The organism is Bacillus sp. bc15 (genome assembly GCF_900142585.1).
Lineage (GTDB): Bacteria > Bacillota > Bacilli > Bacillales > Bacillaceae_G > Bacillus_A > Bacillus_A cereus.
Genome location: NZ_FRBJ01000012.1, coordinates 79494 through 98385 on the forward strand (window position 1 = coordinate 79494; position 18892 = coordinate 98385).

Here is an 18892-nt window from a genome sequence, read left to right on the forward strand (position 1 = left end):
TGAAGCTTTATGAGATTATCTGATTATAATACACCGCTATCGGGTATGTTAGCGGCTCAAATGGGGTTACAAACAACAAAACAAAACTTGTCTAACATTCATACACCGGGGTATGTTCGTCAAATGGTGAATTACGGATCTGCTGGAGGGAGTAAAGGGTATGCACCAGAACAAAGAATAGGGTATGGTGTACAAACATTAGGTGTTGATCGTATTACAGATGAAGTGAAGACAAAGCAATATAATGATCAAATGTCACAGTTCTCTTACTATGCATATATGAATTCTACTTTGTCGCGAGTAGAGTCTATGGTAGGAACGACAGGTAAAAATTCATTATCTAGTTTAATGGATGGGTTTTTCAATGCTTTTCGTGAAGTTGCAAAAAATCCGGAGCAATCAAATTACTACGATACATTAATTGCTGAAACGGGGAAGTTCACAAGTCAAGTAAGTCGTCTCGCGAAAAATTTAGATACAGTGGAAGCACAGACGACAGAAGATATTGAAGCGCATGTTAATGAATTTAATCGACTTGCTGCTAGTTTAGCAGAAGCGAACAAGAAAATTGGACAAGCTGGTACACAAGTACCAAATCAACTATTAGATGAACGTGATCGTATTATGACAGAAATGTCTCAGTATGCAGATATAGAAGTATCTTATGAAGCTACAAATCCTAATATCGCAAGTGTTAGGATGAATGGTGTTTTAACTGTAAATGGTCAAGATACATATCCACTTCAATTACAGAAGGATAAAAAGCCAATGTCTGTACAAATATCTGGAACAGATATCCCATTAAGTGGTGGAACAATTTTATCGGCAATTGATACGAAAGCAAAGATTACAAATTATAAAGATAATCTGAATGAGTTTGTAAATTCGTTAAAAAAACAAGTGAATAATACTATGAAGAAAGAACTTTTTGTAGGAGAAGATGCGAAGAAACTTGAATTGAATCCTGATTTTATAAAAGATATTTCAAAAATGAAAATTTCGGCTGAAACTGCCAACAACCTTGCGGCTATTACAGATAAAGGCTATAAGGATGGACTTACATATAAGCAAGCCTTAGATCAATTTTTAGTTGGGGTAGCCTCTGATAAAAGTTCAGTAAATGCATATCAAAATATTCATAAGGATTTATTAGAAGGTATCCAGCAAGAAAAGATGAGCATCGAGGGCGTAAATATGGAAGAAGAAATGGTTAATTTAATGGCCTTCCAGAAATACTTCGTGGCGAATTCTAAAGCTATAACTACGATGAATGAAGTGTTTGATAGTTTGTTTTCGATTATTAGATAAGGAGTAGTCATGTATAGTTGGTAATTGGAAATATTTAAGGAGGAGATAGAAATGAGAGTATCTACATTTCAAAATGCAAACTGGGCAAAGAATCAGTTGATGGATTTAAATGTGCAACAGCAATACCACCGAAATCAAGTAACCTCAGGGAAGAAAAACCTTCTTATGAGTGAAGATCCACTTGCAGCAAGTAAATCATTTGCGATTCAACATTCATTGGCAAATATGGAGCAAATGCAGAAAGATATAGCGGATTCGAAAAATGTATTAACACAAACTGAAAATACTTTACAAGGTGTTTTGAAATCTTTAACAAGAGCAGACCAATTAACAGTACAAGCATTGAATGGTACAAATAGTGAAAAAGAATTGCAGGCTATTGGTGTAGAGATTGATCAAATTTTAAAACAGGTCGTCTATTTAGCGAATACAAAAGAACAAGGTCGTTATATTTTCGGTGGTGATAGTGCAGAAAATCCGCCATTTACAGAAGATGGTACGTACCAGGGTGGAAAAAATGATGTGAACTGGAAACTAAATGACGGTTATGAATTCAAAGCGTTCCGTAACGGTGAAGCATTATTATCTCCTGTTATAAAAACGTTAAAACAGATGAGTGAAGCAATGCAAAACGGTGACCAAAAAGCACTAAAACCGTTATTAGAAGGAAATAAGCAAAACTTAGATGGCATCATTAACCGTACAACTGAAGTTGGTTCAACAATGAACACAATGGAGACGTTTAAAACAATTTTAAGCGAGCAAAATGTAGCACTTCAAGAAAACCGTAAAGAAATTGAGGATGTTGATTTAGCGGTCGCAATTTCTGATTTAGCTTATATAAACGCAACGTACGAAGCAACATTAAAAGCTGTTAGTACGATGAGTAAAACGAGTATTTTAGATTACATGTAAATGATAAGGAGTGAAAAATATGGCAGGGACAATATCTAATTATGGTGACAGACAGCAAATATGGAATTTAGGAAATAACATAATAGATACAAAGAAGTTAGTAGATTTAGAGTTACAAGCATTGGAAATGAAAAAATCACCATACACTACACAAAAACAAACGTTAACAAATGAAAACAAAGTTTATGCGAGCATGAAAAAAGAGTTTGCAAATTTTGTGCAAGTATTCAAAGATTTAAACACATTTAAAGGTGATGAAAAGAAAACAACTTTATCCAAAGATGGTTTTATGACAGCGCAGGCGGATGCTGCTGCAATTCCTGGAACATATACAATTACAGTAGAGCGAGTAGCAGAAAGGCATCAAATAACTACAGCTCCACTTACTCCCCCAAAAACTCCTGAAGGTACGGAGCAAAAATTTAGTTTAGATTTAAAACTTGGAGTAGATGATGTATTTCAGATAAATGGAAAAGAAGTTAAAATTTCAAAAGATATGACGTATAAAGACCTTGTCAATAAGATAAATAATGGGAATTATGGTGCATCAGTATATACATTAGGAGATCAACTATTTTTCACATCAACTACTGCAGGAAAAGAGGGAGAGCTGAAATTAACAGATGGTGCCAATGGCTTTTTACAAAATATAGGGCTAGTTACTTCTGCGAAAAATACGGATGGAACGAATGCCATTGCACATCAAGTGACAGGAGCAGTAAATGCAGAATATACAATAAACGGAATTAAAGGAACTAGTAAAACAAATAAGATTGATACAATTCCAGGATTAACTATTAACTTAGAAAAGGTAACTACAGAGCCAATTAAATTAACTATCGAAGATTCAGATATAAAAAATTCGATAGATTTAATCAAAAAAATGAAAGATGAGTATAATAACGCTGTTAAAAGTTTAGATTTATTTTCTGGTGAAAATGGAGTAATGCAAGGGAATAATGTTTCATTTGCTATCAGTAATGCAATGACAAGCATTTTTAAATTTTCACAAGATGATAAGTATTTATTTTCTTTTGGAATTCAAATTGATAAAACAGGAAATATGACTCTTGATGAAGAAAAATTGAAAATAGCTTTTAAAGAGAATCCAGAATCTACAAAACAATTTTTCTTTGGCTTTAATGGTATTGGTCATGATATAGATAAAAAGCTTGAGGGAATCTTTGGAGATGAAGGGATTATCGGAAAACGCTCTAAAAGTATTGAAAAGCAAGTGACTGATTTAGAGAGAAAAATTCAAGATATTGATACAATTAATAAGAAAAAACAAGAATCAATTATTGATAAATATGCAAAGTTGGAAAGCCAGCTAGCATTGCTTGATAGTCAGCTGCAGACAATCAAAGCAATGACAAAAACCAAAAGTGATGATTAATGAAAGTTGAGGAAGTGATTATATGCAAGCATGGCAACGTTATATGCAAAATGATATTATGACGAGTAATCCGATTAAAAATACAATATTTATTTATGAAAGATGTATCGTAGAGTTTCGTAAATTAGAAGAACTTTTAAATACATTTAAACTTCAAGAAGGAGACGACCTTCTTGAAAAGTTAGAACGTATATTTGAAGAGTTGAAGCTTCAATTAAATCCTGATATTTCAAAAGATTTATATGACAGTCTATTTGGTTTATACGATTGGATTAGCATTCAAATTCAAACGATGAAAGTAACGCGTGAAGCAAAAGACATTGATGCGATTGTACAAGTGTTACAAGATTTAATAGACGGTTACCGTGGAGCACTTGAAAATGAACAATGATATTTATCGAACGTTTGTCAGCTGTTTTAATGAAATCGGTGAATTACAAGTGTCAGATGAAGAGTTTGCTGAGAAGAGTGAGATGTTAAATCGTTGGATGATGACACTAGATGAAGAAAGACGTGCACAAGTTGCAGCAGAAGTAAGCCCATTCATTATTAAGGCAGCGCAGCATATTCGAGATAAGCAAAAGATTTTGGAAGAAATGATTATGGAAAATGATGGGCGAATGAAGGCTAATTCATTTTACGGTAAATATTAATAATAACGTCTGGAAACAGATTCCCCTTTTAAAAGGGGGTCTATTCCTTCGTTTACATAAAGAACTCCGCTGATTGAGGTTTCATTTTATGACTGTGATGAAATAATAATTGTAATCTAAATAATAGAAAAATGGACTTTAGTTTGTAGTTTATATATTGAAATGTTCTATAGATTACTATGTGTATACAGTTTTTTGCATTCTTTTTTTATATTTTTGTATTTTTCTAAAGACAACAATGAAAAAATGGAATAAAATATGTAAGGGTACATAATAGTAAATATTTTAATAAACACATATAAGAAAATAAATAATGAAGTGAAACTTCTATCAGTGGATCATTAAGTTAGAAAAGGAAGGGTGTGGAATATGCCAGATTTAGTGAGTGATGTAAGCCATTATATGAATTATTTAGTGACGAAACGAAATACTGTTTCTAGTAATATTGCAAATGCGAATACACCTGGCTATAAAGCACAAGATGTAACATTTGCTGAGCAGATGAATAAAAGTAGTGCGTTATATAAAAATAATGCGGCTGATTTAAAGAGCAATCCAGATTTATATCAAACGAATGAAATGCACTTACCGACAGTAAATACGAAAAATACATATGCAAAGATTCAAACAAAATCAATGCAAACGAATAAAGACGGAAATAGTGTGGATGTAACGACAGAAATGCTAGATTTAATGAAAGCAAATCAGTTATACGGTATTTCAGTTAACGCAATTAATACACAATATGCAATTAACCAAGCGGCACGCGGACGTTAAAAGTAGAAGGAGAGACAACGGATGTTTCAGGCAATTAATGCAAGTGGCTCAGGGCTAACGACAGCGAGAAAGTGGATGGAAGTTACTTCTAACAATATTGTAAATGCGAATACGACGGCGGCTCCGGGGGCAGATTTATATGAGCGTCGTAGTGTGGTGCTAGAATCAAACAATAGTTTTGCAAGTATGTTAGATGGGGCTCCTACTAATGGAGTAAAAATAAAAAGTATTGAAGCAGACAAAACGGAAAATTTAGTGTATGATCCGACGCATCCGCACGCAAATGAAGAAGGATATGTACGTTATCCAAATATTGATGTAACTGCTGAAATGACGAATGTAATGGTTGCTCAAAAAATGTATGAAGCGAATACGAGTGTATTAAATGCAAATAAAAAAATGCTTGATAAAGATTTAGAAATCGGCCGAGGATAAGGGGGAAGATAATAATATGAAAATCCAACCAATGTTACATACACAACCATTTGGAGCAATTCAGTCAATTGGTGCACCGAAGACTTCTCAAACATCTGTAGTTGAGGGGAAAAAGTTTATTGATTTATTGGAAGATATGAATCAAACGCAAAACAATGCGCAAACAGCAGTATATGATTTACTAACTAAAGGGGTAGGAGAAACACATGACGTTTTAATTCAGCAAAAGAAAGCTGAATCTCAAATGAAAACGGCTGCTCTCGTACGTGATAATCTTATTGAAAATTATAAGTCACTAATTAATATGCAAATTTAGGAAAGTGGACGGGTGTGTTTAAATGGAAAAGATGAAAAATGTTATCCAATCGTTAAAAACGTGGCATAAGTTAGTAATCGGTGCTGCGCTTTTAGCGATTGTAACAGGAGCACTTTTATACTTCACCTTGCCAGATAAATATGTTGTTGTATATCAAAATTTAAATGATGCAGATAAACAAGAGATTACAGCAGAATTATCGAAGTTAGGTGTCGATTATCAATTAGCGGCCGATGGTTCGATTCGTGTGCAAAAGAATGATGCTCCATGGGTTCGAAAAGAAATGAATGGGATGGGCTTACCGTTTAATTCGAAAAGCGGTGAAGAAATTTTATTAGAAAGCTCGCTCGGTTCAAGTGAGCAAGATAAAAAAATGAAGCAAATTGTCGGTACGAAGAAGCAATTGGAGCAAGATATTGTAAGAAACTTTGCGACAGTTGAAACGGCAAATGTTCAAATTACATTGCCTGAAAAAGAGACAATTTTTGATGAAGAAAAAGCAAAAGGAACAGCGGCGATTACGGTTGGAGTGAAGCGTGGACAATTGTTAACAGCTGATCAAGTTGCAGGTATACAGCAAATGATTAGTGCAGCGGTTCCTGGTGTGAAAGCAGAAGAAGTAAGTGTTATTGATAGTAAAAAAGGTGTTATCTCAAAAGGAGCAGATGAAGCACATTCTAGTAGTTCCTCTTCTTATGAGAAAGAAGTTGAGATGCAGCACCAACTTGAAGGTAAATTAAAGCAAGACATTGATGCAACGTTAATGACGATGTTTAAACCGAATGAATATAAAGTGAATACGAAAGTATCTGTAAACTACGATGAAGTTACACGTCAGTCAGAAAAGTATGGTGATAAAGGTGTACTTCGTAGTAAACAAGAGCAAGAGGAAAGCTCTACTGCGCAAGAAGGGGCAGATACGAAGCAAGGTGCTGGTATTACAGCGAACGGTGAAGTTCCAAACTACGGTACGAACAATAATCAAAATGGTAAAGTTGTCTATGATAATAAAAATGGTAACAAAATCGAAAACTATGAAATAGATAAAACAGTTGAAACAATTAAGAAACACCCAGAATTAACGAAAACAAATGTTGTTGTATGGGTAGATAATGATACGCTAGTAAAACGTAGAATTGATATGACAACTTTTAAAGAAGCAATTGGAACAGCCGCAGGACTTCAAGCTGATCCGAACGGTAACTTTATAAATGGTCAAGTTAACGTTGTAACTGTTCAGTTCGATCAGCCGAAAGCCGAAAAAGAGAAAGAGCCAGAAAAAAGTGGTATGAACTGGTGGTTATTCGGTGGAATTACAGCTGGCTTATTAGCAATCGGTGGTCTAGTATGGTTCTTATTAGCAAGACGTAAGAGAAAGAAAGAAGAAGAGGAATATGAAGAATACTTAGCAGAAGAGGAAGTGGCTGCAAGTAATGAAAGTATCTTGGAAATTCCTGAAGAAAAAATAGTGCCAGAGCCAAAACCTGAACCAGAAGAACCGAAAGAACCAACGTTAGATGAACAAGTGCAGGATGCTACGAAAGAACATGTAGAAGGAACTGCAAAAGTAATTAAAAAATGGTTAAACGGACAGTAAGGGAGGAACAACGATGTTAGATGAAATCTCCTCCAAAGAAAAAGCTGCCATCCTTATTCGTACATTAGAAGAAGGGGTGGCAGCAAAAGTCATTGAATATATGACAGCTGAGGAAAAAGAAGTATTACTTCGTGAAATCGCAAAGTTTCGTGTATACAAACCAGAAACGTTAGAAAATGTACTAGGAGAGTTCTTATATGAACTAAATGTAAAAGAATTGAACTTAGTCACTCCAGATAAAGAATACATTCGTCGCATATTTAAAAATATGCCAGAAGACGAACTGGAAAAATTATTGGAAGACCTTTGGTATAACAAAGATAATCCATTTGAATTCTTAAATTCACTTACAGATTTAGAACCACTTCTTACAGTGCTTAATGATGAGTCACCACAAACAATTGCAATCATCGCTTCTTATATTAAACCGCAACTTGCGTCTCAATTAATTGAGAGATTGCCAGATCATAAACGAGTAGAGACTGTAATGGGTATTGCGAAGTTAGAACAAGTTGATGGTGAATTAATTAATCAAATTGGTGAGTTGTTAAAATCGAAATTAAATAATATGGCATTCAGTGCAATTAATAAAACTGATGGCTTGAAAACAATCGTAAACATTTTAAATAATGTTTCACGTGGTGTTGAAAAAACAGTCTTTCAAAAGCTGGATGAAGTCGATTATGAGTTATCTGAGAAAATTAAAGAAAATATGTTTGTCTTTGAAGACTTACTTGGTCTTGAAGATCTTGCGCTTCGCCGTGTATTAGAAGAAATTACAGATAACGGTGTTCTTGCGAAAGCACTTAAAATTGCAAAAGAAGAAATTAAAGAGAAACTATTTACATGTATGTCTTCAAACCGTAAAGAGATGATTCTAGAAGAATTAGATGGCTTAGGACCGCTTAAGATGACGGATGCTGAAAAAGCACAGCAAACGATCACTGGTACAGTGAAAAAGCTAGAGAAAGAAGGAAGAATTATCGTTCAAAGAGGTGAAGAGGATGTCCTTATTTAAAAACAGAATTCCGAAGAATTCTGTTTCTTTTTCTGAAGAAACGTATGAATTACAATTTCCAAAACCAGCTTCAGTTCAAATAGAAGAGGAAGAATTACAAGCTGATCATGCAGAGCTTCGCGCCCAGCAAGAGTCATTACATATGGAAATGAATCAGCTAAGGCAAGAGAAGCAAATGCTAGAACGAGAGCGGCAGCAGTTATTACAAGATAAAGAACAATTTCAAATGCATATTCATGAACAAATGGAACAGATGGAAGCAGCGCGTGTGCAGTTTCAAAAAGAACAACAAGAAACAGCATATGAATGGACAGAGTTATTATGGGATCAATCTTTTCATCTAGCAGAAAAAATCGTGAATCAAGCGGTAGATTCACGATCGCTTGATGTGTTACCTATTTTAACTGGCATCGTGCAAACATTGCCAACTTCGTTTGAAAAATTAATCATTACAGTACATCCAGAAACGTTTGAACGTATTCAAGAAGAGAAGGAGAATACGAAAGAATATTGGTTACTACAATTAGTAGAATGGAAATATGATTTCTCCCTGCTGTTTGGTGAATTTGTTCTGGAAGAAGAGAAAGAGTTCTTTGAATTTAAATTTGCACCTATATTTGCGAAACTTCGTCAGAAATGGGAAGAAGAGAAGTTATTTGAGGAGCAAAATGTATGAGCCGCCTGTTAATGAATGAGAACGAAAAATGGAATAAGTTCATTGAAACACCACTGTATACGAAAGTAGGCAAAGTTCATAGTGTACAAGAACAGTTTTTCGTAGCAAAAGGGCCGAAAGCGAAGATCGGAGATGTTTGCTTCGTCGGAGAACATAACGTCTTATGTGAAGTGATTGCCATTGAAAAAGAAAATAATATGCTACTTCCATTTGAACAGACAGAAAAAGTATGTTATGGAGATTCAGTGACTTTAATTTCAGAAGATGTTGTTGTACCACGTGGTAATCACTTACTCGGAAAAGTGTTAAGTGCAAATGGTGAAGTGTTAAATGAGGAAGCTGAAAACATTCCATTACAGAAAATTAAACTAGATGCACCGCCTATACATGCATTTGAACGTGAAGAGATTACCGATGTATTTGAAACAGGAATAAAATCAATTGATTCTATGCTAACAATTGGTATCGGTCAAAAGATTGGTATTTTTGCTGGGTCAGGTGTTGGTAAATCTACTTTACTTGGAATGATAGCAAAAAATGCAAAAGCTGATATAAACGTTATTAGTTTAGTAGGAGAACGTGGCCGGGAAGTAAAAGACTTTATTCGAAAAGAGTTAGGCGAGGAAGGGATGCGAAAAAGCGTCGTTGTTGTAGCGACGTCAGATGAAAGTCACCTTATGCAACTTCGTGCAGCGAAGCTCGCAACGTCTATTGCTGAATACTTCCGTGATCAAGGCAATAACGTATTACTTATGATGGACTCTGTTACTCGTTTCGCCGATGCCCGTAGAAGTGTTGATATTGCTGTTAAAGAGTTACCGATTGGTGGTAAAACACTGTTAATGGAAAGTTATATGAAGAAGCTGTTAGAGCGGTCCGGAAAAACACAAAAGGGATCTATAACAGGTATTTATACGGTGCTTGTTGATGGGGACGATTTAAATGGTCCTGTACCAGATTTAGCACGTGGTATTTTAGATGGACATATTGTATTAAAGCGTGAGCTTGCAACGCTTAGTCATTATCCTGCAATTTCAGTATTAGATTCAGTAAGTAGGATTATGGAAGAAATTGTTTCGCCACATCATTGGCAACTTGCAAATGAAATGAGAAAAATTTTATCAATTTATAAAGAAAATGAATTGTATTTTAAGTTAGGAACGATTCAAGAAAATGAAGAAAATGCTTATATTTTTGAATGTAAAAATAAAGTAGAAGGTATAAATACGTTTTTAAAGCAAGGTCGATCGGATAGTTTCCAATTTGATGATATCGTTCAAGCGATACACCATATAGTATAAGGCCTCTGCCCAAGAGGTCTTATTTTTTTGTTTTTTAATATTTCACAGATTTTTTTGGAAAAAAACTATATAATAGAAAAAGAGAACGTTATAATAGGAAGGGGCTATGAAAACAGGTGGATAAACAGCAGTACGACACAATAAAATTGCAAATAAATCAAGAAAAAGAACATATTTTAAAAGAAGTGTATGAATTAACAGCTGAAAAAAGAAAAATAGAACAAAAAAAAGAATATGATTTATATGTTGTGAAATCGCGTAGTAAAGTCGTACAAACTGGGCAACGTATTATGGCTGGCATGCTTTCTTCACATACGTTTTCACCTGAAAGAATAGAAGAATGGAATCGAAAAATTAAAAAAACGGAAGGTTTTATTCAAAAAAATGAAAGCCTTTTAGAGCAAGTAAAAGAAAAAGAACGTGTCATTGATGAGATGTATCAAGAAAATTGTAAAAAGCTTGCGAAAGCACAAGAAAAGCTGGAAGAAAAAATGCTTCTGGATTTGAAAATGTGTATGAATGGATGAGGTGAATGTAGTGATACAGTCTGTATTACCGGTGCAACAAAGTTTACCTCCGCAAAAAGAAAAAGGGCTAGAAGTACAATCAAAAAATGAAGATTCTTCATTCGATCGTACGATGAGAATGGAAAATAAAAAACAGCCGCAAACGGAGAAAACGAAACGAGAAGAAGCACCAACAGAAGAGAAAAAAGATTATATTCTTTCTAAAAAATCGGTAACGAAAGAAGAGCCTATTGTAAAGAAAGAAGAAAAAAAAGAGACAGAACAGTTGTTATTAGCTGTATCTGAGCAAATGGTTGCAATTGAGCAATTACATGTGCAACCGGAATTGCTATATCAATACATACAAAAAATACAAGAGCTATATAAAGAATATGGCAATATTAAACTTAATGAATTACCTGCAGCTGAATTACAACAATTACAAGAACTTCTTTCAAATATGAATATCAAAAATGCTATATGTTTAGAAGATACAATGCAAATGGTATTAGACAAAATGAAGATGCCAGAGCAAACGATGCAAGCATTGAAAGTTGTAGAAACAGAAACTTGTAATATTGCAAAGGAACAAGAAGAGTCTAAAGAGGTAGATCTTCCGAAACTTGAGAGCGATGATGCAAAGGTAGAGTTGCCAGAGGTTGATGCATTAAATGATTCGAGCTCTGCAGGTGCAGAGTTATTAAATAAAACGACGAGTACCGAACAAATAGGGAAATCAAATAGTGGTGCTGAGAAAGTTTCATTACCTGACTTAGGAAAGAAAATGGAAGCGCAAGTAGAAGCGCTGCAAAAATTTGTAGTGAAACAAGAACGTGTTTTATTCCAGTTAAATCCAGAAAAACTTGGTACATTAACAGTCTTTATGAAAAAACACGGAGATCAAATTGACGTTCACGTAGAAATGGAAAAACACGATGCGAAAAAACGTGTTGAAATCATTTTTGATGAATTGAAATTAAAGTTAAAAGAAAAAGAAATCAATATTCAAATTAGCTATTCAGATAAAGATGAAAATCGTAAAGAACAGCGAGAACAAGAGCAGAGGCAAAAACAGAAATTAGCAAATACAAATCATGAAAAACAACAATCAACAGAATTTGCGGGATTATTGGAGGAATAAAGCGTGCCAACAGTTGGGTTAAATACAACGAGTACAAATCATATTCCGTTACAAGCAGGAGCGCAAGCAAAAAACGCATCTGTTAATGGTGTACAATCGCCAGTGCAACAAACAAACGGATTATCAGCAAGTAATCAAAAAACACCCGGTATTATGGATAAAGATGATTTCCTGAAACTTTTTTTAGCAAGCTTTCAACATCAAGACCCGTTTAATGCGATGGATATGAACCAAATGATGAATCAAACGGCTCAACTATCGCTTATGGAGCAAGTACAAAATATGACGAAAGCAGTAGATAAACTACAATCAACGATGTATACGACAGCTCTTGATGGAGGGATGAAATTTTTAGGAAAGTATGTTAGAGGTATAAACAATAAGGGAGAGCAAGTGACTGGTCAAGTGGAAACAGTTCGACTTGCCGAAAATAACGATGTACAACTTATTGTTGATAATCAAGTTGTCTCACTTCGTTTTGTAGAAAGGGTTTCAGATAAACCGATAGCAGAAGCAAATCCAGAAGATGAGAAGAAAGATGATATAGAAAAAAATGAAGAGGTTAAGCAAAATTAATAAAAGGAGTGTATATAGGTTATGATTAAAGCGTTATATACAAGTATTACAGGGATGAATGCAGCACAAAATGCATTAAGTGTTACTTCAAATAATATTGCAAATGCACAAACAGTTGGATATAAAAAGCAAAAAGCTATTTTTGATGATCTGCTATATAATAATACGGTTGGTTCACGTGGGGATGGTGCTTATGCTGGTACGAATCCAAAGAGTATTGGTAACGGTGTAAAGTTTAGTGGGACATCTACAGATTTTAGTGATGGTTCTATTACTTTAACTAGTGATAAAATGGAGACAGCCATAGAGGGAAATGGTTTATTTTTAGTTGGCGATCGTAATAGCGGAAATGTAGAGTATACGAGAAAAGGGTCTTTCGGTGTATCGAAAGATAACTATGTTACAAATACAAGTGGTCAGTATGTGCTAGGGTATGGTGTGAAAACAGGAACTCAAGAAATAGATTTTTCTTCACGACCAAGTCCAATTCATATTCCAATGGGATCAGCTGTTGGTGGGATTCAAACAGATAAAGCAACAATAGGTGGAAACCTTCCTAGAAATCAAAATGCATTATCTCACGAATTCACAGTTTTTGATGAGGAAGGGAACTCGTTAACGTTACGTGTAAATATTAAACAAAAGACTACAAAAGAGACTGTAGATGGTAAAGAAGTTGAAAAGCCTGTGCCAGGTGAATATACGTATACAGTTTCTGTAAGAAATGATTCTAAAAACGAAAAAGAGTTTAAGCCGGTTGAAGGCATGACGGGCGAAAAAAATCTTAAATTTGATACATTAGGAAATCTAAAGGAGACAGATGAAGCTGTACAAAAAAATCCAGTAACTGGTGAAATTACTAAAGGTGGAACGGTTAAAATTCCTTTTGGTAAGGGACTGACACTGGACTTAAGTGGTTTAACAAATTATCCAACAGGGAAAACTATTTCTACAACAGAAGTAACGGGGCGTCCAGCTGCAATTGCAAATGACTATTCAATTTCTGACGGTGGTTTCGTTATGATGAGATATTCGGATGGTAGTATGAAGGTTGTAGGACAACTAGCTGTAGCTACATTCCCTAATTCAGGTGGATTAATGAAAACTGGGAATGGCAATTACATTGCCACACCATCAGCAGGGATTCCAGGGATTGGTGTGGCAGGTGAGAATGGTGCAGGTAATGTAAGAGGTTCAGCAAAAGAAAGTTCAAACGTAGATTTATCTGTAGAATTCGTTGACTTAATGTTATATCAACGTGGATTCCAAGGAAATGCGAAAGTAATTAAAGTGTCAGATGAAGTATTAAATGAAGTTGTAAACTTAATTCGATAATGTATTATAAAGAAAGATCGTAATGTAGTAGAAAGGGTTTTTATTCGTATGACAAGACAAGAACGAATTTTACAATTGCCATTTTTCGAGAATAAACGTGAACTTGCTGAGCAAGTGCTAAAAATGGAACGAGAAGAGCATGTATATTTACCAGATCAATTTGAAATTAAGCAAGTGCCCCCGTATTCATTTGCTGAAAAGAAAGCGATTATTGGTCGTATTCATGAGTTTTATTTCGTCAGTGTTGGTAATGATGGCGCATGGAAGTATCAACTGTTTAAGGACGAGATGAAGTGCCGTGAGTTTTTTGTTACATTATCAGGCATTACAGATCAGCAAATTGCGTTTTGGTTCAACAATATTGAGTTGCTTAAAGGCGCTTAAAAGTGTTTTTAGTCTTAGGTGGCTCGGAGCTGTAAGAAGAGAACTATAGAAATCTACTGGAATGGCTGAACAATAATCTCTTTATAGCAAGCCAGTACTTTTTTATAGTCTGTGAGTTGTGACAATAGGGCAATGAAATGAGAGTATGCTAGTTTCATTTTATATGTTTGTGATGATAGATTTTTATAAAAGGAGAGGTGAGGAGGATGGCGCAAAATAAGTATCGCGTTACATTCATTTCGCCGAGTGAGGTTGAGCAGCGGACTGTAATGGGGGCGAATAGTTTGCCAGATTTAATTCGTAAAGTAGAAAGTATTATCGCAGATCCAAATGGTTATTTTGTAAATGATAAAAAAAATAATTGCTATTTTAAAGTGATTAAAGAAAATGTTACGTTTATTCAATATGAGTTACTATTTTCGGATAAGGAAATTCATATTGAAAAATTAAAACATATAGCACCGGTAGTATTAAAGCGATTATTCGAAAAAATAAATGACCCGGAATTATATGCACTTGCGCTACTTGATGTTGATATAGCAACGAAAGAATATGTGTTAGCAGAAATGAATTCTGAGCTGAGAATAAGAGTAGAGACGGAGCTTTCGAAAAAATGGGAAGCAATGCCGACAGAAATTGTAGGGGCGCAAGAAGTGTTATTAGAAGCACTTGCTTCTTTTATACAAGATTAATTGTTTTTTAATAAAATGAATCGATCGACTATCTATATTTTTTATATAGGTAGTTGACTTTTTCTCTTTTATAAAGCTTAATAATTAGATATACGGAATTAATGGAAGGGGAGCGACACCTTTATGTCACAAGCACAAAGTATTTTATTAGAAAGCGGAACAAATGAATTAGAGATTGTTACGTACACTGTTGGTGAAAACCTATTTAGTATTAATGTAATGAAAGTACGTGAAATCATTAATCCATTCCCTGTTACAACTGTGCCAGAATCTCATCATGCAGTTGAAGGTGTTGTTCAAGTACGTGGTGAAATTTTACCTGTTATTAACTTGGCAATGGCTCTTAATTTAAAGTCAACAAAGCCACTTGATCAAACGAAATTTATCATCTCAGAATTAAACCAAATGAAAGTTATTTTCCGCGTTGATGAAGTGCATCGTATTCAACGTATTTCGTGGGAACAAATTGATGAACCAGCTTCATTATCTATGGGACTAGAAGAAACGACATCTGGTATTGTAAAACTAGATGGCAAAATCATCTTACTATTAGATTATGAAAAAATTGTATGTGAAATTAGCGGCACTGGTTATGACAATAAATCAATTGCAGGGTTAGAACAAAAAACAGATCGGGCTGAAAAAGTAATTTATATTGCAGAAGATTCAGCGATGCTTCGTCAAATATTAGAAGAAACATTATCATCAGCTGGATATACGAAAATGAACTTCTTCAGCAATGGTGCAGAAGCGTTAGCGCAAATTGAAAAATTAGCGAAAGAGCAAGGCGAAAAAATGTTTGAACATATTCACCTGCTAATTACGGATATTGAAATGCCAAAAATGGATGGACATCATTTAACGAAAGTGGTTAAGGATAGTGAAGTAATGAATCGTTTACCAGTCATTATTTTCTCTTCATTAATTACAAATGAATTATTCCATAAAGGTGAAGCTGTAGGAGCAAATGCTCAAGTAAGTAAGCCAGATATTCAAGAGCTAATTGGTTTAGTTGATAAGTTAGTGTTGTAAGAAAAGTACTTTTTTAGCTGGAATAGAGGAACTAGCTATGTGTGGCAGCGGTCAGTGCCTAATAGAGACCCATGCGATGTAAGACCAGAGATATGGAGTGTTTTTTGGGTAAATGGGACGAGAGAGCCGCCGAGATAGCTTTAGAAGAAGCGAGACTTCGATTGAGGATTTGAAGACTGGGTTTATAACTCTATTCTGTTAGAGAGAGGAAGGAACTAGCCATATATAGCATTGGCTAGTTCCTTTTTAGTATTCTATACTTTAAGCTGATAGAAAAATGAAAGGTTTCTGGGGTGTTTGGCGCTGTATGTATCAAAAATCTTCATTTGAAGATTTTTGATTTAAAAATATTAACAAACGTATTTTCGATGGTTATTTTAGTAATATTTCGTGGTAACGCAAATTTTTTCGGTGAAAAAACATTCAAAATACCATATAATATAATTAAATGTAATTAATATGCAATTTTGCATATTAATAAAAAACATTTTCCAAATTTTTATACTTTCTATACATTTTTGTATGTTTATTATTTGACAGATAATTTCGAACTGTTATAATATGGATATGTAAAAATTGCTATTTTCTTAAAAGACATGGGAGTCAGATGAGAATTGTGAAAGGATGAGGGGGAGTGGCACAAATTATGTATCACCACACAGCAATTAATGTATTAGGTCTTTTACAAAACATGTCAAATAATAAAATGAACGATATGCAACTAGAAGCGGAATTAAAAAAAATAGAAAAAGAATTCCAAGTAAAGTATGAAGAGTTAGTTGATTTACATAATAGAATGGTATTATTTCAAATAGATATAGAAAAAAATGGCGGGATGCGAGCATATGAAAAATCAGCAATTACATGGCTGAAGTCTGAACTAGAGCTACTGTATGAAGTGTATCAATTTTGTCAACGTCACGGTTTAAACATTTTAAATATTTCAAAATACGTAAGTAAAAATGAACTAAATCTTTTTCCAAAAACAGAAAGTCAATTGCAAAATACGTATTATAAATTGAAAAAACGTGAAATACCGTTTGAAAATATTGAAAAACAAAAACCAGGACGAAAGCGAAAATATATACCAGTAAAAGAGACAATCGTTGCAAGAAAACAAGAAAACGAGTACGAATTAAAAGAAGAAATCCAGCATAAAGAGGATGAAAAAAATCTTGTAACAGTTATATCTGGTATCGTTGATAACTTTGAAACAATTAATCAATGTAGTGAAAGGAAAGAAGACGAACTACATCAGTTTATGGAAGGTATTTATAAGCTTTCTAGCATGGCAGCAGGGCGTTCTAGAGAAGCGAAGAATACACGTAGTCTAGAAGGTGAATTGCATTCGTTACAACTAGAAAATGAAAGGCTAAAAGGAGAGAAAGAAGAGCTTGTACAAGATATTAAAGGTATGACGCAGCTTTTAATTCATTTCATTACAAGTTCTGATATCGATCAAATTCGTAAATTACCAACTTTCGTACAAGATTGTAAAATGGAATTACATAAACTTGGGCTATATAATGCACAAGACGGAAAAATGAAAATAATGGTTGACCGTAGCGGACAAGTTATGACGGTAACACAGTAATAAAATTTGGGTACAAAATAAAAGGGAGATACATAGTTTATATGTATTTCCCTTTTGTTTTGTATGGAATCGTTCCAAAGATGGAAGATTTATTTTTATGATTGTAGTAGTTTAGAGACCATTTGCGGAATTTGGTTCGCTTGTGAAACCATACTAAGTGCAACTTCAGTCAATAATTTGAACTTTAAAAAATCACTCATCTCCTGCGCCATGTCTGCATCTTCAATTCGAGATGCAGCATCTGTTAACGCCATACTTTGACTATTTAAATTTTCAATATTAAATTGTAAACGATTTATCATAGCACCAAGGTCGGCACGATGAAGTGACACACTTTGTAAAGCATCTTCAATTTTAAGAATCGCTGCTCTTGCTTCTTGTTCTGTTGAAATCTTGATGTCATGTTGGGTAGGGGAATGGGGAATATGTTTCGTCATATGTACCGTATGACCGATATCGTCTAATGTAATAGGACGGTTTTGACCGTCAAATACGGATAAATTATTAAACTCAGTCGTCTCGACAATATAGCCAATTTCTTCTGTTAAAGAATGAAACTCTTTATTCAGCGAATTACGATTTTCATTTGAATTTGTACCGTTTGAGGATTGAACAGCTAAATCACGCATACGCTGCAAAATATTCGTCACAGTTTGAAGGGCAGCTTCTGCCGTGCGAAGCATTGATATCGCATCCTCATTATTACGAATCGCCACGCGCATACCACTTGCTCTCGCATGCATTCGAGTCACAATTGCAATATTAGCGGGATTATCCGAAGCGTTGTTCAACTTCTTACCAGTCGCCAAATGCTGCATTGCAACATTCATACGTTTCTCATTCTCATACAACGACTGCCTAGCATTCATACTTAAAACATTCGTACCAATACGCATAATAGACACTCCTTATAGATTGTTAGAGTCGGTATCTTTTGATCTAATAAACAGTTATGGAAGGATAGAGGGGCTTATGCTTATTTACTGTTTGTGTTTTAACATAAGAGGGAATCAAGATAAGCACTGACCGCTTCTAAGCATCACGGATACTCTCTTCCACATAAAAAAGAAAGTTTTATAAATAATCTATCTATATAGAAAAAATAAACCTCTCTGCAAGCAGAGAGGTTTATTCAGGAAATTAACTCAAATGGATTATTGTAATAATTTAGAAACCATTTGTGGTGTTTGGTTAGCTTGAGAAAGCATGCTGATGCCAGCTTCGTTTAAAATTTTGAACT

The 18892-nt window shown here is 34.5% G+C and carries 22 protein-coding genes; 20 read left to right on the forward strand and 2 right to left on the reverse strand.

The window, feature by feature from the left end; translation table 11 throughout:
• The first annotated feature begins 9 nt into the window (after window positions 1-9).
• The 20 genes from flgK (at window position 10) to BUA87_RS26245 (ending at window position 17652) form a co-directional block, all read left to right on the forward strand.
• Window positions 10-1308, forward strand: coding sequence for a flagellar hook-associated protein FlgK (flgK, locus tag BUA87_RS26150; RefSeq protein WP_001239702.1), 1299 nt, complete (start codon window positions 10-12; stop codon window positions 1306-1308).
• Window positions 1309-1359: 51 nt separating this feature from the next.
• Entirely contained in the window at window positions 1360-2223 is an 864-nt protein-coding gene (locus BUA87_RS26155; protein ID WP_053564845.1) for a flagellar hook-associated protein 3, read from the forward strand.
• Between the two features lie 19 nt (window positions 2224-2242).
• Window positions 2243-3619, forward strand: coding sequence for a flagellar hook-associated protein 2 (locus tag BUA87_RS26160; RefSeq protein WP_061883958.1), 1377 nt, complete (start codon window positions 2243-2245; stop codon window positions 3617-3619).
• 22 nt (window positions 3620-3641) lie between these two features.
• Window positions 3642-4010 carry a flagellar export chaperone FliS gene (locus tag BUA87_RS26165; protein ID WP_012260665.1) on the forward strand — a complete coding sequence of 123 codons (369 nt, stop codon included), beginning with the start codon at window positions 3642-3644 and terminating at the stop codon, window positions 4008-4010.
• Window positions 4000-4272, forward strand: coding sequence for a hypothetical protein (locus BUA87_RS26170; RefSeq protein ID WP_001058085.1), 273 nt, complete (start codon window positions 4000-4002; stop codon window positions 4270-4272). The genes BUA87_RS26165 and BUA87_RS26170 overlap by 11 nt, the downstream gene beginning before the upstream one ends.
• 369 nt (window positions 4273-4641) lie before the next feature.
• Window positions 4642-5049 carry a flagellar basal body rod protein FlgB gene (flgB, locus tag BUA87_RS26175; protein ID WP_001113109.1) on the forward strand — a complete coding sequence of 136 codons (408 nt, stop codon included), beginning with the start codon at window positions 4642-4644 and terminating at the stop codon, window positions 5047-5049.
• 21 nt (window positions 5050-5070) lie between these two features.
• Entirely contained in the window at window positions 5071-5484 is a 414-nt protein-coding gene (gene flgC, locus BUA87_RS26180) for a flagellar basal body rod protein FlgC (protein WP_000484680.1), read from the forward strand.
• Window positions 5485-5500: 16 nt separating this feature from the next.
• Complete coding sequence (fliE, locus tag BUA87_RS26185; protein ID WP_000701672.1) at window positions 5501-5800, forward strand: flagellar hook-basal body complex protein FliE; 300 nt, start codon at window positions 5501-5503, stop codon at window positions 5798-5800.
• Window positions 5801-5822: 22 nt separating this feature from the next.
• The gene (locus BUA87_RS26190; RefSeq protein ID WP_053564842.1) at window positions 5823-7397 is read left to right on the forward strand and encodes a flagellar M-ring protein FliF C-terminal domain-containing protein; all 1575 of its coding nucleotides are present in this window, start codon (window positions 5823-5825) and stop codon (window positions 7395-7397) included.
• Window positions 7398-7410: 13 nt separating this feature from the next.
• Window positions 7411-8415, forward strand: a complete 1005-nt coding sequence (gene fliG / locus BUA87_RS26195) for a flagellar motor switch protein FliG (RefSeq protein WP_000883364.1) — start codon at window positions 7411-7413, stop codon at window positions 8413-8415.
• Window positions 8402-9091: a FliH/SctL family protein gene (locus BUA87_RS26200; RefSeq protein ID WP_071714501.1), complete on the forward strand. Its 690-nt coding sequence runs from the start codon at window positions 8402-8404 to the stop codon at window positions 9089-9091. The genes fliG and BUA87_RS26200 overlap by 14 nt, the downstream gene beginning before the upstream one ends.
• Window positions 9088-10392 carry a flagellar protein export ATPase FliI gene (gene fliI, locus BUA87_RS26205; protein WP_071714500.1) on the forward strand — a complete coding sequence of 435 codons (1305 nt, stop codon included), beginning with the start codon at window positions 9088-9090 and terminating at the stop codon, window positions 10390-10392. The genes BUA87_RS26200 and fliI overlap by 4 nt, the downstream gene beginning before the upstream one ends.
• Window positions 10393-10508: 116 nt before the next feature.
• Complete coding sequence (locus BUA87_RS26210) at window positions 10509-10919, forward strand: hypothetical protein (RefSeq protein ID WP_000360860.1); 411 nt, start codon at window positions 10509-10511, stop codon at window positions 10917-10919.
• A 10-nt stretch (window positions 10920-10929) separates the two neighbouring features.
• On the forward strand, window positions 10930-12039 hold the full coding sequence (locus BUA87_RS26215) for a flagellar hook-length control protein FliK (RefSeq protein WP_048565328.1): 1110 nt from the start codon (window positions 10930-10932) through the stop codon (window positions 12037-12039).
• Window positions 12040-12042: 3 nt separating this feature from the next.
• Complete coding sequence (locus BUA87_RS26220; RefSeq protein WP_001143457.1) at window positions 12043-12615, forward strand: flagellar hook assembly protein FlgD; 573 nt, start codon at window positions 12043-12045, stop codon at window positions 12613-12615.
• A gap of 21 nt (window positions 12616-12636) precedes the next feature.
• Window positions 12637-13950, forward strand: coding sequence for a flagellar hook protein FlgE (gene flgE, locus BUA87_RS26225; protein ID WP_000588310.1), 1314 nt, complete (start codon window positions 12637-12639; stop codon window positions 13948-13950).
• Window positions 13951-13998: 48 nt separating this feature from the next.
• Complete coding sequence (locus tag BUA87_RS26230; RefSeq protein WP_063675178.1) at window positions 13999-14334, forward strand: DUF3964 family protein; 336 nt, start codon at window positions 13999-14001, stop codon at window positions 14332-14334.
• Between the two features lie 206 nt (window positions 14335-14540).
• Entirely contained in the window at window positions 14541-15026 is a 486-nt protein-coding gene (locus BUA87_RS26235) for a hypothetical protein (protein ID WP_061883963.1), read from the forward strand.
• A gap of 123 nt (window positions 15027-15149) precedes the next feature.
• Entirely contained in the window at window positions 15150-16058 is a 909-nt protein-coding gene (locus BUA87_RS26240) for a chemotaxis protein (protein WP_000075943.1), read from the forward strand.
• Window positions 16059-16704: 646 nt separating this feature from the next.
• Entirely contained in the window at window positions 16705-17652 is a 948-nt protein-coding gene (locus tag BUA87_RS26245) for a DNA-binding domain-containing protein (RefSeq protein ID WP_071714499.1), read from the forward strand.
• 95 nt (window positions 17653-17747) lie between these two features.
• Here BUA87_RS26245 and BUA87_RS26250 read toward each other — a convergent pair whose 3' ends face one another.
• Together BUA87_RS26250 and BUA87_RS26255 are read right to left on the reverse strand one after the other, a co-directional pair.
• Complete coding sequence (locus BUA87_RS26250; protein WP_072941272.1) at window positions 17748-18548, reverse strand: flagellin N-terminal helical domain-containing protein; 801 nt, start codon at window positions 18546-18548, stop codon at window positions 17748-17750.
• Window positions 18549-18806: 258 nt separating this feature from the next.
• Window positions 18807-18892 (reverse strand): flagellin (locus BUA87_RS26255; protein ID WP_256678993.1); only part of this gene is annotated, 86 nt, incomplete at its 5' end.